We start from the raw sequence: 12,910 nt of genomic DNA on the forward strand, positions 1-12,910 counted from the left end.
GGTCAGAACCGATGGCTTCCCGGAGCAGCAGGACGGTGCCGCGTCCGGGGCGAGGTTCCGCGTTGAGGACGAGGAGGCGGTTGACGGCGCTGGGCTGCCCGTAGGCCGCCTGGGCGCGGGCGTTTTCCAACGGCAGAGCGTGGTCTTCTACGCGGCGCAGCGCGGTGGGTAGGTCGGGTACCACCTTCTGCGCTCCGACGACACAGATCGCGCGGGCGGCCCCGCCGGCGTAGGAGGGCAGCTGGCTTCCGCTGCCCGAGGCGACCACGAGGGAGCCGGTTTCGGTGACCGCGGCGACGCTGCCCACGACGACGTCGGGGCAGGCCAGCTGCCGCCGGATGTCGTCGGCGCGGGTGAGCCGGTCCATGACCAGGATGCGTGGTTTGACGGCCTGGTACCGCCCGCTGGTGTTGATGTCCTCCTCGATGCCGGACAAGCGGAGGGTCTCGCTGACCGCGGTCAGCACAGTCGCGCCCTCCGGTATCAACTGCCCGACGCGGGTCCGCGCGGCCGCGGCGTCGTCGAGGACTTCGACGGCGAAGCCGTGTGCCGTCAGCGCGGTGGCCGCCCGTTCGAGGCGCTGCGCGGGCGCCGGGTCAGCGAACCGGGTTGCGGAGATCGGGGTGCTCATGGCGCCTCTTCCGGCTGGTGGCGGTACAGGAAAGCGGGGGCGCTCAGCGGGCCTCTGCCGCGCGGGGCGCCGAGCCCGCCAGGGGAGTGGTGTCGAGGTACCTGACCTCGTAGACCCGCTCGGCGAACTTCCAGCCGTCCGGGGTGCGCTGGTAGCGGTCGTGGTAGATGGCGTAGTTCAGTCCCTGGCGGCCATCGCGGGTGCGCGCGAGCTCCTGAAGATAGGCACGGCCGGTCGCGGTGTCGCCGTCGAGCCGGATCGTGCCCGGATGCGTGGTCTGCACGAAGAAGTCCCACTGGGCCTGCAGCCGCTCGGCCCCGGCGCGGATCTCCTCCCGGCCGACCAGCTCGGCGGGGATGTCGGGCATCCGCAGCACGCCGTCCGGCGTGAACAGCGACGCGAGGCGGGCGCGGTCGCGCATCATCGCCGCGTCGGTGAACTCGCCGCGCAGCGCCTCGATCTCGACGCGGTCGGCGACGGCCTGAAAGTCGGTCATGGGGTTCCTCCTCGTCGCATCGGTGCGTTCGTCTCAGCAGTACGACAACGCAGCGCAGCGAAATGTGAGGCGGCGTCCTCCTCAGGCGGCGCGGACGGCGGGCTCGAGGATGTCTTCGCACCACTGCCGGAAGGTGGTGGGGGTGTCGATCGCATGCCGCGGCGTGCGGGCCACGCCGTTGTCCAGGCCGCTCTCCTTGGCGAGCAGCATCTCCAGCATGCCGTCGGCCCTGCCCTCGGAGAGGCCGAAGCCGATGGAGGCGGGCGGCGACGGCGGCGATGTCGCGGGTGGCGACGACAGGTCCCGTGTGGTCGGGGGAGAGGCCATCGGAGAGGACGCCCTGTTCCTTGATCGACCGGGTCTGCCTGAGCACGTTGTCCATGAACGAGGCCGCGGCCACCGCGCGGAATGCCATCCCGGTGCCGGCGATCAGGTCGTCCATCACCAGCGACGCGGGTGAAGCCGACATAGGCGTCGTGGATACTGGCGGCGGTGCGGTCGCTGGGCACCAGCCAGAACAACGCGGACGCGCCGGCGAACGCGCGGGCGACGACCTCGGGATCGCCGTGCGAGCCGGGGACGGCCTCGACCCGGTCGCGGACCTCGGCGGACAGCTTGGCCGGGTCGCGCACGATGACGCGGACCGGCTGGTCGGCGGCGAGGACGTGGTCGAGGACCTGATGGCCGATGTTTCCGGTGGGGGTGGTGATGGACACGTCGCGGCCCGCGCGGGGACTCGAAGCGGTCACCCTGCTCTGCGGCCGGTTCCTGCAGCTGATGGTGTGGGAGCCCCAGGTGCGCACCTGCCGGCTGAGCATCGCCGAGGCCGAGCGGCTGCCCGGCAGCTCGAACGCGTACTTCGAGGCCATGTTCGCCAACGCCTACGAGCGGCTGACCGGGTAACCTCGCCGAGCGGTACGAGCTGGACCACGCCGACGGTGCCGCGCTGGCGGAAGACCTGCTCGGGCGCGCCGTGCTGCCGCGGCTGTTCCGGACGTTGCTCAACGTCGAGAAGCCGATCAAGGACCAGCCCGACGACGCCGCCCTGGCCCGGCACGTCGATCTGGCGGCGATCGGCCGACTGGTCGCGGCGGCACTGCCCGGCTGAGTTCTCGTCACACACCGCGGTATCGGCGACCGGCTGATGGCCGGTCGCCGATACCCGTCAGTCATGCGCTGTCAACGGCACTGGCCGAACGCGGCGTGGCCGTGCACGTCGTCCTGCCGGGTCCGGTCGGAGTCCGTCGCACGCGCCATTTTGGACGGAGTGCGGGACGGTGCGGACGAAATTTTCCCGGACCCCGTGTCGGCGGCCGTCGCGGACAGCTGGCGCAACGGTGCGGCCAAGACGCTCGAGCACCAGAACCCGGCGCTCCCGCAACCGGCGGCCGCGGGGGCGTGAACGTGGGGCGGGCCAGCAAAGGGAGAAACGCCTGGATCATCCGGTAGGTGCCGAAGAGGTTGACGGCGAGGTGCTGTCCGACGAGCCGCCGCAGGAGCTCTCCGATCACGCGCCAGGCCCTGAGGCCCGGTACGAGTCCCGCGAGGCGAACTGGACGTCGACGCGCTCATCGCGCTGATGACCGACGACGCGTGGGTGCGGATGCCGTCACTGCCGTTCGAGTACCGCGGCAGCGACGCCGCGCGGCTTCTTCGGTGCGATCAGGGCCCAATTCGGGCGTGTGGACCGGATGGTGCCCGTCCGGGCCAACGGCCAGCCCGCGTGGGGCCAGTACATCCGCGACCAGGTCACCGGCAAGCTGCACATCGCCGGCGTCGTCGTGGTCGGCCTCGCCGGCGACCGGATCCGCGAGTTCACCCACTTCGAGCCGGCGGTCGCGCCGTACTTCGGCCTGCCACGGACGCTCGACCGGTCCTGACAATGGTGCACGGTCGGTGCGATCATCGGCGTATGACGGCATGGCAGGACGTCGAACGGGCGGAGCCGGAGTTCGCGCAGCGCGTGCGGGCGCTGTTCGACGCGCACAAGCACAAGACGATCGCCACCGTCCGAGCCGACGGCTCACCCCGGATCTCCGGCATCGAGGTCGTCTTCGAGGGCGGTGAGCTCGTCTTCGGTTCGATGCCGAACGCCCGCAAGGGCGCGGACCTCCGCCGGGATCCGCGGTTCGCCCTGCACAGTGCCACGGTCGACCCGGTAGAGGGCGCCGAAGCGCAGTGGCCGGGCGAGGCGAAGATCTCCGGCCGGGCGATCGCCGCCGGAGCCCTCACAGAAGGACCGGACGGCGACCGTTTCCAGGCCGACATCGCCGAGGTCGTGCACACCCACCTCAACGAGGAAGCGACGTTGCTCGTCGTGGAGTGGTGGACGGCTGCGCACGGACTGCGACAGATCGAGCGCGAGTAAGCACTCCGTCGTCCCGCTGCCGCCGCGCTGATGCGGTGATCGGCCGCGCCCGCAATCCGACCCCCGCACCCCGGATGAGTGCGCGCCGCGAACGAGTACGTCGCCGCCCTTCGCGAATGCGCGAAGGCCGCCGAGCAGGGCGGTATCCGCTACAGCCTCGAACCGCACCCGTTCTGCTACGGCGCCAACACCGAGGGTCTGCTGCGCATCCTGGAGGCGGTCGATTCGCCCGCACTGGGCGTGAACCTCGACCCGAGCCATCTCTTCCCCGTCGGCGACCTGCCTCACATCGTGGTGCACCGCCTCGGAAACCGCGTGCTGCACAGTCATTTCTCGGACAACGACGGCGAGACGAACGTCCACTGGCGACCCGGGACGGGCAAGATCGACTGGCGGCATCTCCTGCGGGCGCCGGCCGACACGGGCTACGACGGCGTGATCTCCCTGGAGTTCGAGGACGTGCCCGGGGTTTCGCGGGGCACCCGGGACGACCACGGCGCCTACCACGGTAACGTCGAGGCGACGGGCGAGTTCGAGAGCGAGTACCGCATCGCGTTGGCGTATCTCACCGAGCTCGCGACCGAAGCCGGACTGCGCGTCGAGTGACCGCAAGCGGTGACGAAGCTGTGAAGGAAGAAGGCATGAGCGCGCTCGTGATCGGGACCTACACCGAGAAACTGCCCCATGTGGACGGACATGCGACCGGGATACTCGCGGGCGGTTACGACGGTACCGGTGTCACCGGTCTGACCGTGCCGGCCCTTGTCCGCAACCCGTCGTGGCTGACGACGACCGAGGACGGACGGTACCTCTACGCGGCGGCGGAAACCGTGGAGTTCGAGGGGCGGCCCGGTGGTGGCGTGGTCGCCTACGCGCGAGACCCCGGGACCGGCGCCCTCAAGCTCCTGAACACGGCCTCCTCGGGCGGTGTCGAACCCGCCCACGTCGGGCTCGACCCGAGCGAGCGCTTCGTCCTCGTCGCGAACTACCGCAGCGGTTCGGTCTCGGTCTTCGCGCGCGAAGCCGACGGCCGGCTCGGCGCGATGGTCGAGCACGTCCAGCACGAGGGGTCGAGCGTGCACCCGGTCCGCCAGACCGGCCCGCACGCGCACCAGATCCTGTTCGACCCGGTGACCGGTGACCTGCTGGTTCCCGACCTCGGCCTCGACGCGGTGCTCGTCTACCGGTTCGGTGCGGACGGCTCGCTCGAGGAGCGTCCGGAGGCACGCCTGAACTGCGCACCCGGGGCCGGCCCGCGGCATCTCGCGTTCCACCAGGACGGACGGCACCTGTTCCTGCTCAACGAGCTCGACAGCACGCTGGCGGTCCTGCGCCGCGACGGCGACCGGTTCGCGCAGACCCAGGTGGCCTCGACCCTGCCGCCGGATTTCCAGGGACACAACCAGACCAGCGCGGTGCGGGTGTCAGCGTCCGGGAAGTCGGTGCTGGCGTCCAACCGCGGTCACGACAGCATCGCCGTCTTCGCGTTCGACGCCGGGCCCGCGACCGTGACGTTGCGCCTTGTCGAGCCCTCGCTCGGCCGCGAACCCCGGGATTTCGTCCAAACCCCCGACGGCGCGCATGTCCTCGTCGGGAACCAGGACAGCGACAACCTGGTGCTGTTCGCCCTCGACGAGGCGGCCCCGAGCCTGAAGCATGTCTGGACCGGCGAAGCCCCCACGCCGGTGTGTCTGCGTTTCACGCCATAGCAGACACATCTGCGGTGGGCGGCCGAGGGGCTCGGCAACCGCTCGACGTTGTTCGGCCTGTTCACTCGCGGCCGGGAGCAGAGGTCATCAGCTGGGCTGCCAGTGATCTCGCCGGAACCACCGCGTTCGCCTCTCGCGGGATGATGTCGTAGCCCCGCTCGTTGAACAGTCGCTGCGCCGGTAGCCGCCAGTCAGCGGGGCCGTAGCGAGGAGGGCGGCTTCAGCCGAGGCGGAAATGGTCGGCGGCCGGTGCCGAGAAGGTCGTTCCAGTCGCAAACAGCACCACCAGCCGGTAGTCGACCACCATGCTCAGCGGGTGCGGGCGCGCTTGCACCATTCGCCGGACAGGGCGAGCAGCTGCCAGAGGTTCGTACCGGGAGTCAGGACCAGCGCCGCTCCTTCCGGGTCGACGAGCAGCGTTGACTCCCGGGCACGGCCGCCACGCCGTCGAGCGCCATCGGGACGTGGCGCAGCGACGGGTTTCCGGCCAGCCAGCGCGCGGCCTAGCCGAGTACAACGCGGACGTCCCGGCGCCCTGGGGTGATCTCGTGCTCGTCCCGATGTCCAGTGCCCGTCGTGGTGCGCTGTGCCGCGCCAGGCCTGCCGCCACGACGGACCCGAGCCCGTGAGCGACCCGGAGCGCCTGCCCGGCGGCCGCGAAGTCCAGCGGTACTACGGTTTCGCCAGTGCGCTCGCCGGGGAGTAACGTACGCTGGGACAACAGCTGGTCGGCTGAGCCCGACGACCAGCCACCTGCCGACCGATGCGGTCGCCGATCTCATTGCGCCGACGCGGTCGGCCGAAGACGGTCGCAGGTCGCCCATCCCGGCGTGGTCCAACTTGACGCGGCGCCGCCGTGCGCGTCCCCAGCGGCAGGAGCGCGAGCCCCTGCTTGCCGGGGAACTTTCGGCTGGGGTAGGGGCAGCGGAAGGAGGGCCCGATCAGGTTGACGCTGACCTGGTAGGGCGAGCGGGCGCCGCCCTGCCACTTGCTCCAGACGAGCGACTCGATACTGCCGAGATCGGACCACCGGGGGCGTTCGCCGGTGCGGACGCGGCCTTGCACGAGGAGCTGTCAAGTGCGAGCACGAGCACCTGGGCCCCCGACCACCGTGACCCCAAACCCGCGTACCGCCCCACTGCCGTCCTGTGGACAGCCTGTCCAGCGGCAGTTCAACGATAGGAAACTGGATCTTGGCCCGCGGATCCGGATGTCGACGCCGTCAGAGACTGGACATCCAGTTGCCGAGCCAGGACTCGCGCCACGCCACGGTCAGCTCCACAAGTCCGGCCAGTCCGTTCAGCTCGGACCTCCACCTCGCTTCGAGGTCTGCGCAGAAACGTGAGACCGGTTGTTCGAGTACTTCGTTCTTGAAGTAGTGATCAATGACATCTTTCGGTACCGAGATCTTTCCTTTTCCACGCAGGACCGAGTAGTTGAACTGCCGGCAGATGAGATATTCGATGTTCGGATGGTCTTCCGGGTTGTGCCAGTGATCGTGCCGCGAGTCACGAATCTGCGCGAAAGCGGCATAGAGCCGGTCGACAATCGTGAGTAGCGCGTCCTCGGTCGCCTTGACCTGCCAAGAGAACCAGACTGCGACGCGGCGCCGCGTGGTCTTCGGCAGACACGGGAACAACGATCCGGCGAGAACCCGGTAGTCGAACGCGGGATTCGGCTTGGCCTGCCGGGTACCGACGATCGGAGCGACCTCCGGACACTCAAGTGCCCGGAGGATCCGAAGGAATGCCTGCACCGGGTTGGTGTCCTGGGAGTCCTCGTTGGCCAGTTCCTTCAGCGCCTTGTTTTTGGCGACCAGATCGCGAACCCCCAAGCCCTGGATCACCAGTTGCAGGTGAATGAACGCCAGATCGTCGAGAGTGGTGTTCGAGCACGCCACGACGCCGACGAAGGGCAGCGAGCTGAGGAAGCCCATGAGTGTATGGGTGGAACCGATTCGTGCCGGTCCGACAAGCGTGACTGGCAGGCAGACCGTGATCTGTTCGCGATCGTTGTCCTGGGCGAGGTATCCAGCTGTCCGGGAGGGAGCGAGTGAGGCGACGTGGAACCAGTTCCCGGTCCGGTGGCCCACCCTGCTGTCGGCCAGCCACAATCCGAAGCCTCGTTCCAGTGCGAATTCCGCCAGATGCCTGCCGAGCCGCATCCGGGTTTCGGCCGACGACTCCCCGAGGGCGAGAGCGAACCTGATGGCGTGGGAAGACGCATGCGGCGGCGGGCCCTCTTCACGGCCGTGCACGTGCTGGACCCCGGGCTTTCCACGCATCTTGGGCGGGACCTGGGCTGGCCACTGGGCGGACAGAAGCGGAACGCCGGCGACCTCCGCGGCGAGTTTCGCGGTGTAAGCGATGACCTCCTTGATCAGGAGCGCACGGCGGAAGTCGACGGTCGCTGCTTCGGAGCCGCTGATGCTGATGACACCTTCGAAGGTGCGCACCGACTCGAACGTGAACGACGGATTCGGCCGGGCGATCCCGGAGAAGACGTTGCGGCCGTTGCGGTCGATCGTGAGGCTTTCGCCTGTCCCGGCGTGCCGGCCCCCACGGGCCGAGTCGACCAAGCCGGTTCTCGTGCCGATGACAATGCCGACTCCATTCGCGCTGGACGAGAGAGCTTCGACGAACCCGGAGCCTTCTTGCTCCTGGGCCATCAGGTCACGGAAGTATCCCGGCGAGTTGGGCAGGTGGTGGATTTCGAAGTCCACCCGCATCTGGGGTCCCTTCCCCAGGATGTAACCCGCTTTGGCGAGTTCCATCAAGCGGCTCACCGACACTGGACCGTCGTCGCTGTGATCAGGCCTATCCATCACGGCCTCCCGACGAGGTGAGGATTTCGTCGGGCGCGCGATCCCGGCGTCCGAGGTGCTTGCCCGGCCCGGAAACCCACTTGGGGCCGCCCAACTCGGCGATCCCGTCCGCTGCTGCCCGTTCCGCCGGCGGGTCACGCAGGACCAGGATCGAAAGGGCCGGTACCACGATCGCTAGTGCGAAGAAGACGCAGAGAACCGAGTTCGGCGCACCGGCGGCGATTGCGGCCGCGAGCGCCGCAACCAGGAAGATACTGCCGTGTGAGACGAATCGGGGCAGTACCTGCATATAGCCGGCGATGGACCGCCGGGCCGGCAGCGACAGCCTGCTGTACAGAAAACCTGGGATCAGCAGGAGTACGGCGACGAGGGCGTCGGCGCTTCCCTGGCCTTCGAGAGAGTGATCCGCCAGCCCGAACGGAAACGGGAACCTGCCGAGCAGGCTGGCCACGACGTAAGTGATCGCCGAGACCGCTAGTGCGTACGAGCGGACCGTGCGCGGTCCGGAAGTGGTGGCGTCCACGACGAGTATCGAGGCGCGGATACCGACTTGGTCCGAGTTCGGGGGACGTCCGGTGGGCCGGCGCCAGTACGCGTGGGCCTGTTTCCCCAGGGGGTCGCTCTCGAAGGAAAGGTCGGCCTGCAACTCGAAGTCATGGATCTCCCGGGCCGCCCTGTCGAGGATGTCCGGCGCGACGAGTGGGTGTCGCAGGATGGAGTTATCGGGTTGCCCTTGCTGTCGCCCGTCGAGCACGGCCTCGCCGGAGATGGCGGCATGGGCCAGGTCACGACATGCGGGCATGGTTTCGCCGAGTTGGTCGTGATCGGCATGAACGGCATCCCATCTACGTCGGCACCAGAGGCCGTTCAGCCGCCGCAGCACGTTTTGTGTTTCCAACTCGAGTATCTTCCGGTGCGCTTTCGGAGCATCGGATGAGAACTGCCGCATCTGTCCGGCGAGAGTGCGGAGGTCCGCCGAGATGGCTTCCGAGAGCTCGCGATCGGAGTCGGCGCGCAAGAAGATTGTCTCAATGTCGAGACCGTCCGTGGTCTCGGCGACGAGATGGTAGGAGTTGAGGTTGCCGGGGACAGTCGACGAGTAGCTCACATAGTAGCCCCGCCGAGCTGAGCGGATTCGGCGTACGAGCTCCTTCGCCAGTGGCGGCCGTTCCGTCCGCCGCAGTGGCGACGTGTAGGAAAGGATGTGCTCGTTGGTCGACTGGTCCAGTCCGACCACCAGGAAGTAGTCGTCCATGGCGACACGGAGTAAGTGAAGGTAATCCCGTAGCGCAGGCCCGTACTCGTCGAGGATGTGGATCGCCATCTCGCGGTAGTGCTGGTTCACTCCCTTCACGGTGTGCTGGGTGAGGCTCGGTCGGCTCCCGCTGTGTGGCCTGTTCCGCTCGGTGAGCATGGTCAGGATGGCCTGCTGGATGATCCATCGGGATTCATGGACGCGATAGAGAAAGGCACTCAGCTCGGTCGACGGATCCTCTGCCTCTTGATGACCGCAGAGAATTCCCCGGAACAGCTGGTACAGACCGGACGCCAGCAGCCACGACGTCTCGTACTGGGTCATCGTCGGGAGACGTGCACCCGAAGCGTTCCGCACTTCGATCGGAATGGGGTTGCGGCTGGGTATTCGAGCGATGGGCAACCAAAGTGTCGAGCTCGCGGAATCGCTATCGGATATCGGGTTCGACGCCTGGAGGGTCTCGAGCGCCTGTCGTTGCCCCGAGTTGAGGAATTGCAAGCTCACGTCAACTTCCGTGGTCCGCTTGGTGTTGCGGTACTCGGAGATGTCGAGCTTCTCCGTGAGCCGCCGCACGTGCCCGAGACGCAAGGCGGCTTCGAGGAAGGCCAGGCCCGCTGTGGAACCTCGTCGGAACAGCCGAGGTGGTGCGCCGGGAATGGGACACACCTCGATCACCTGTCGCAGGACACCGATCACGTCGGTTGTGGCTTCCATCGGTCAGTTACCTGGTTTCGTTGTCTTCGGACGGGGTTTGGAATTTCCAGCGGTCCACGATCATCTGACCGTCGGTGAGCTTGAGTATGCTCGTTTCAATATTGCGGAATGTGTTCCTTGCGACCTTCGCTGTTGTCGCGGCTTCGTCCATGACCTGATGCAGAGCGGCCAGCTCCTGCCGGGCCGTGGTGGAGTGCTCGTTCAGGCAAGCGAGCTGTGACACTAGGGCCTCGCGCCCATCGAGATCGCCGGTCTGAAAAGTGGAGATGGGCCAGTGCAGCACTGCTTGCACACCGGTGTCCACGTCCTCGACCGCGCTCGTGAACTCCCGGGCGTTTTCGGTAAGGTCCTGTTCGGCATCACCGGTGAGATCGACCAGCCGAGTCAAAATGGCGAGTTTGGCGCTGGGATTCCCGATCTGAATCACCGCGACCACATAGTCTCGGATCATGTTCCGGATCTTCTTTGCCGCTACGGTGCATCGTTGTAGGTGGGAGGTGATGGTGGGCAGCGCCTCACCCGCGGTTGCGACGAGTTCGAGATAGGCGTCTCCGACGATTGCCGGGATCTGCGTTGCTGTAGTCGGCGCGGCGGGGAGGGAGAACACCGGCCCGGTGCGGGACGCGTCTTCGCCGGGCAACGCGATCCGTGGTGCTCTGGAGTTCTCCAGATCGACCAGTTCTTGGGCGAGCGCGTTCGCCTGGCGGCGGAAGTTGTCGGAGTCGGCCGCGAGCCACCGCAGCTCCAGCAGCTCCCGATGCTGGTACCGGGCCGCCCATGCAACGAGCTCGTCCGTGGAATCAATGGACATGTCAGGTATTCTGATGTAGACGATGCCCAGAACGCGGTCTGTCGTTCCCAGTTGCCGTGCCTTCGCCACAAACGCGCGAAACTCCTCACGACACGCCTCGCTGCGAAAGTAACGAGGAGAAAGAACGGGGATGAAGAACGCGGCCTCGTTGACTGCCCTGGCGATCCGTTCGGTCCAGTCGTCGCCCCAGTCGAGCGAGTCACGGTCCAGGAACAGGGCCATTTCATCTCCGGAAATGGCTTCGAACTCAGTGGCAACCAGACGTGCGAAGGTGGTTATACGCCTTTTGTCCTGTTGGTCATCATCATGACGGTAGGACCAAAAGGCGTGCACCGTCATGAACGATCACCTCATAGAATAATGCGTTGTTATCTGAGACAAGGAGTCGCCGAGGCATCACGGCTTGTTACGCACACGGCAGCAGACGGAATCACAATTGAATGACAGGGAACGATCATGTCGTCCCAGCGGTCGTCGTCATCGCCTGCCCTGTGCTGAACGGGGGCTTGCCCGCCACGCTCTGCTTCTCATCCGCTCCACTCGAGGTGACGCGGCAAGTGGCAAGTCAGATCGCCCGTTTGACGGGGCCGCAAAAAAGCGTCCATGCACGCTGCGGCCCGAACGTTCTACCGGCCGGTTAGCAGGCTGCCACCACCACTGGCGTTTCCGGCGTACGGATTCACTCGTTCGCGATCAGCTGGAACCGCCACGCGCGAAAGGCGATCTGCGCCGCGGACGCCCGTGCGCGCTTCGCGACGTTGGTGAGCTGCTCGCGCTCGAGATGCTGAACGTCGGACTGGCCGCATGACCTGCTGGAGCGGGTTGTGCACGACGCTGGGTCCCGGCGTCGACACGGCCGAGGAGTACCGCGCCTGCGGGCGCGACGTGATGGAGGACCGGCCGGGCCTGATCGCCGCCAGTGTTGATCCTTGGCGCGGACGGCGGCCTATTCGTCTTCCCAGCGGTGCCAGAGCTGGTGAAACGGCTCGTACGGGATGTAGCGGCGGGAAGCATCGTGATCGAGGGTGGAACGGTCCCGCTGATGGAGCACGGCTGCCCGAGGTTGCCACCCGTCGTGCTCGCCTTCCTCGTCGACGCTGATTAGCCTCGAAAGCCATGATGACAACGACGTTCGAGGACGTGCTGGCGGAACTGGCGCTGTGCCGGGAGGAGTTCCAGAGGCTGAGGTACGTGCCGCGCGACTTCGTGGACCGGCTCAGGGAGCTCGGGCTGTGTCGGGCGTCCACCCCTGCGCGTCTCGGCGGCGAGGCCCTTGCCGCCCGCGGGATCGAGCGTATTCGGTGGTCGACGGCTCGGCGGGCTGGTCGCGAGCTTCGGCTCGCAGCTGGTGTACCTTGGATCGGTGCCGCGGGAGACGCAGGTGATGCTCGACGCCGATGGGTCAGACGTGGTGTTCGCGGGGGCACTGTTCCTGTGCAGGAGCGGCTGCATGGCGGCGGACATCGTGTGCGTCGGCATCCCGGGTGACGAGGCCAGGGCGGGCAAGCTGCGGGGAGCGCTGCTGCGCCCGTCCGACGGGGAGATCGTCCGCGACTGAAACGTCGACGGGATGTGCGGCACCGGCCCGTTCGAGGTCGATTGAGAGCGGACGTTCATCCGAGGTGGCGAGCCGGTGATCGACGAATCGCTCTACCGGTACCTGGCGATCACCTACGCGCCCCAGTCGCTGGCCGTCGTCTCCGCCGGAGTCGCGCGGACCGCGCTCATCGCCGCCGAGAACACCGGCGGCCGGGCGCGGCGTCCCGATGCTCGCCGAGTGGGCGTACCTCTACGAGGCCGCCGAAGAAGCGTGGGAAAGCTCGCCGGCCGGTGACCGACAAGCAAACGTGCATCTGCGGCTGTAGGCCGCACGCCAGGCGCGGGACGGCGTCCACTGTGGTCGATCAGATCGCGTCGCTGTCCGGCATGGTGGTCATCTTCTCCGAGCACCCGTTGCACCTGGCGGCCGACGCCGGATCCCACGCACGCATGGGGCTGGTGGCGACATTGTGGCCCGGGAACGCGGTGACCACCGGCGCGTGACGAGGTACGATGCGGAACCGTTGTCACGGAAGCGAAGCCGGTTGTGCTCGAACGGCTCT

General features: G+C 67.4%; 14 protein-coding genes and 2 pseudogenes. 9 read left to right on the top strand and 7 right to left on the bottom strand.

Going from position 1 to position 12,910, the window contains the following annotated elements; genetic code table 11:
• Positions 1–172 precede the first annotated feature (172 nt).
• The 4 genes and pseudogenes from LWP59_RS41005 to LWP59_RS40710 all read right to left on the bottom strand — a co-directional run.
• Positions 173–631: pseudogene (locus tag LWP59_RS41005) on the bottom strand (LUD domain-containing protein); the annotation flags it as partial.
• Positions 632–674: 43 nt separating this feature from the next.
• Positions 675–1,127, bottom strand: coding sequence for a nuclear transport factor 2 family protein (locus tag LWP59_RS16705; RefSeq protein WP_144639452.1), 453 nt, complete (start codon positions 1,125–1,127; stop codon positions 675–677).
• 81 nt (positions 1,128–1,208) lie between these two features.
• On the bottom strand, positions 1,209–1,454 hold the full coding sequence (locus LWP59_RS40705) for a hypothetical protein (RefSeq protein ID WP_308431742.1): 246 nt from the start codon (positions 1,452–1,454) through the stop codon (positions 1,209–1,211).
• A gap of 224 nt (positions 1,455–1,678) precedes the next feature.
• Positions 1,679–1,876, bottom strand: a pseudogene (locus tag LWP59_RS40710) (hypothetical protein); the annotation flags it as partial.
• Here LWP59_RS40710 and LWP59_RS16715 point away from each other — a divergent pair.
• From LWP59_RS16715 to LWP59_RS16735, 6 genes are all read left to right on the top strand, one after another.
• Positions 1,815–2,030, top strand: coding sequence for a hypothetical protein (locus tag LWP59_RS16715; protein WP_229857769.1), 216 nt, complete (start codon positions 1,815–1,817; stop codon positions 2,028–2,030). The pseudogene LWP59_RS40710 and the gene LWP59_RS16715 sit on opposite strands and share 62 nt — an antisense overlap.
• Before the next feature lie 70 nt (positions 2,031–2,100).
• A complete protein-coding gene (locus tag LWP59_RS40340; RefSeq protein WP_267903769.1) occupies positions 2,101–2,235 on the top strand; it encodes a hypothetical protein in 135 nt (44 codons plus the stop codon).
• Positions 2,236–2,809: 574 nt separating this feature from the next.
• Positions 2,810–3,007, top strand: coding sequence for a hypothetical protein (locus LWP59_RS16720; RefSeq protein ID WP_186383281.1), 198 nt, complete (start codon positions 2,810–2,812; stop codon positions 3,005–3,007).
• Positions 3,008–3,039: 32 nt separating this feature from the next.
• Positions 3,040–3,495 (top strand): pyridoxamine 5'-phosphate oxidase family protein, encoded by a 456-nt coding sequence (locus tag LWP59_RS16725; protein WP_144639454.1) that lies wholly within the window; start codon positions 3,040–3,042, stop codon positions 3,493–3,495.
• A 78-nt stretch (positions 3,496–3,573) separates the two neighbouring features.
• The gene (locus tag LWP59_RS16730; protein ID WP_144639456.1) at positions 3,574–4,101 is read left to right on the top strand and encodes a sugar phosphate isomerase/epimerase family protein; all 528 of its coding nucleotides are present in this window, start codon (positions 3,574–3,576) and stop codon (positions 4,099–4,101) included.
• Positions 4,102–4,136: 35 nt separating this feature from the next.
• Complete coding sequence (locus LWP59_RS16735; protein WP_144639458.1) at positions 4,137–5,204, top strand: lactonase family protein; 1,068 nt, start codon at positions 4,137–4,139, stop codon at positions 5,202–5,204.
• A 1,222-nt stretch (positions 5,205–6,426) separates the two neighbouring features.
• On the opposite strand, the gene LWP59_RS16740 is transcribed toward LWP59_RS16735, so the two are convergent.
• Genes LWP59_RS16740 through LWP59_RS16750 form a run of 3 tightly spaced genes read right to left on the bottom strand, consistent with a single transcriptional unit; the run spans position 6,427 to position 11,147 of the window.
• A complete protein-coding gene (locus tag LWP59_RS16740; protein WP_144639460.1) occupies positions 6,427–7,989 on the bottom strand; it encodes a hypothetical protein in 1,563 nt (520 codons plus the stop codon).
• 31 nt (positions 7,990–8,020) lie between these two features.
• The gene (locus tag LWP59_RS16745; protein ID WP_144639462.1) at positions 8,021–9,997 is read right to left on the bottom strand and encodes a hypothetical protein; all 1,977 of its coding nucleotides are present in this window, start codon (positions 9,995–9,997) and stop codon (positions 8,021–8,023) included.
• A 7-nt stretch (positions 9,998–10,004) separates the two neighbouring features.
• The gene (locus LWP59_RS16750) at positions 10,005–11,147 is read right to left on the bottom strand and encodes a toll/interleukin-1 receptor domain-containing protein (RefSeq protein ID WP_144639464.1); all 1,143 of its coding nucleotides are present in this window, start codon (positions 11,145–11,147) and stop codon (positions 10,005–10,007) included.
• Positions 11,148–12,171: 1,024 nt separating this feature from the next.
• Here LWP59_RS16750 and LWP59_RS16755 point away from each other — a divergent pair.
• The 3 genes from LWP59_RS16755 (at position 12,172) to LWP59_RS16765 (ending at position 12,851) form a co-directional block, all read left to right on the top strand.
• Positions 12,172–12,366, top strand: coding sequence for a hypothetical protein (locus LWP59_RS16755; protein WP_144639466.1), 195 nt, complete (start codon positions 12,172–12,174; stop codon positions 12,364–12,366).
• Positions 12,367–12,441: 75 nt separating this feature from the next.
• The gene (locus tag LWP59_RS16760; protein WP_144639468.1) at positions 12,442–12,642 is read left to right on the top strand and encodes a hypothetical protein; all 201 of its coding nucleotides are present in this window, start codon (positions 12,442–12,444) and stop codon (positions 12,640–12,642) included.
• A 62-nt stretch (positions 12,643–12,704) separates the two neighbouring features.
• Entirely contained in the window at positions 12,705–12,851 is a 147-nt protein-coding gene (locus LWP59_RS16765) for a hypothetical protein (protein ID WP_186383282.1), read from the top strand.
• Positions 12,852–12,910 lie beyond the last annotated feature (59 nt).

Source organism: Amycolatopsis acidiphila, assembly GCF_021391495.1.
Lineage (GTDB): Bacteria > Actinomycetota > Actinomycetes > Mycobacteriales > Pseudonocardiaceae > Amycolatopsis_E > Amycolatopsis_E acidiphila.

Coding starts and splice junctions, on each gene's coding strand:
- LWP59_RS16750 (WP_144639464.1), bottom strand. CDS start 11,147: ATGACGGTGCACGCCTTTTGGTCCTACCGTCATGATGATGACCAACAG.
- LWP59_RS16705 (WP_144639452.1), bottom strand. CDS start 1,127: ATGACCGACTTTCAGGCCGTCGCCGACCGCGTCGAGATCGAGGCGCTG.
- LWP59_RS40705 (WP_308431742.1), bottom strand. CDS start 1,454: ATGGCCTCTCCCCCGACCACACGGGACCTGTCGTCGCCACCCGCGACA.
- LWP59_RS16715 (WP_229857769.1), top strand. CDS start 1,815: ATGTTTCCGGTGGGGGTGGTGATGGACACGTCGCGGCCCGCGCGGGGA.
- LWP59_RS16725 (WP_144639454.1), top strand. CDS start 3,040: ATGACGGCATGGCAGGACGTCGAACGGGCGGAGCCGGAGTTCGCGCAG.
- LWP59_RS16745 (WP_144639462.1), bottom strand. CDS start 9,997: ATGGAAGCCACAACCGACGTGATCGGTGTCCTGCGACAGGTGATCGAG.
- LWP59_RS16735 (WP_144639458.1), top strand. CDS start 4,137: ATGAGCGCGCTCGTGATCGGGACCTACACCGAGAAACTGCCCCATGTG.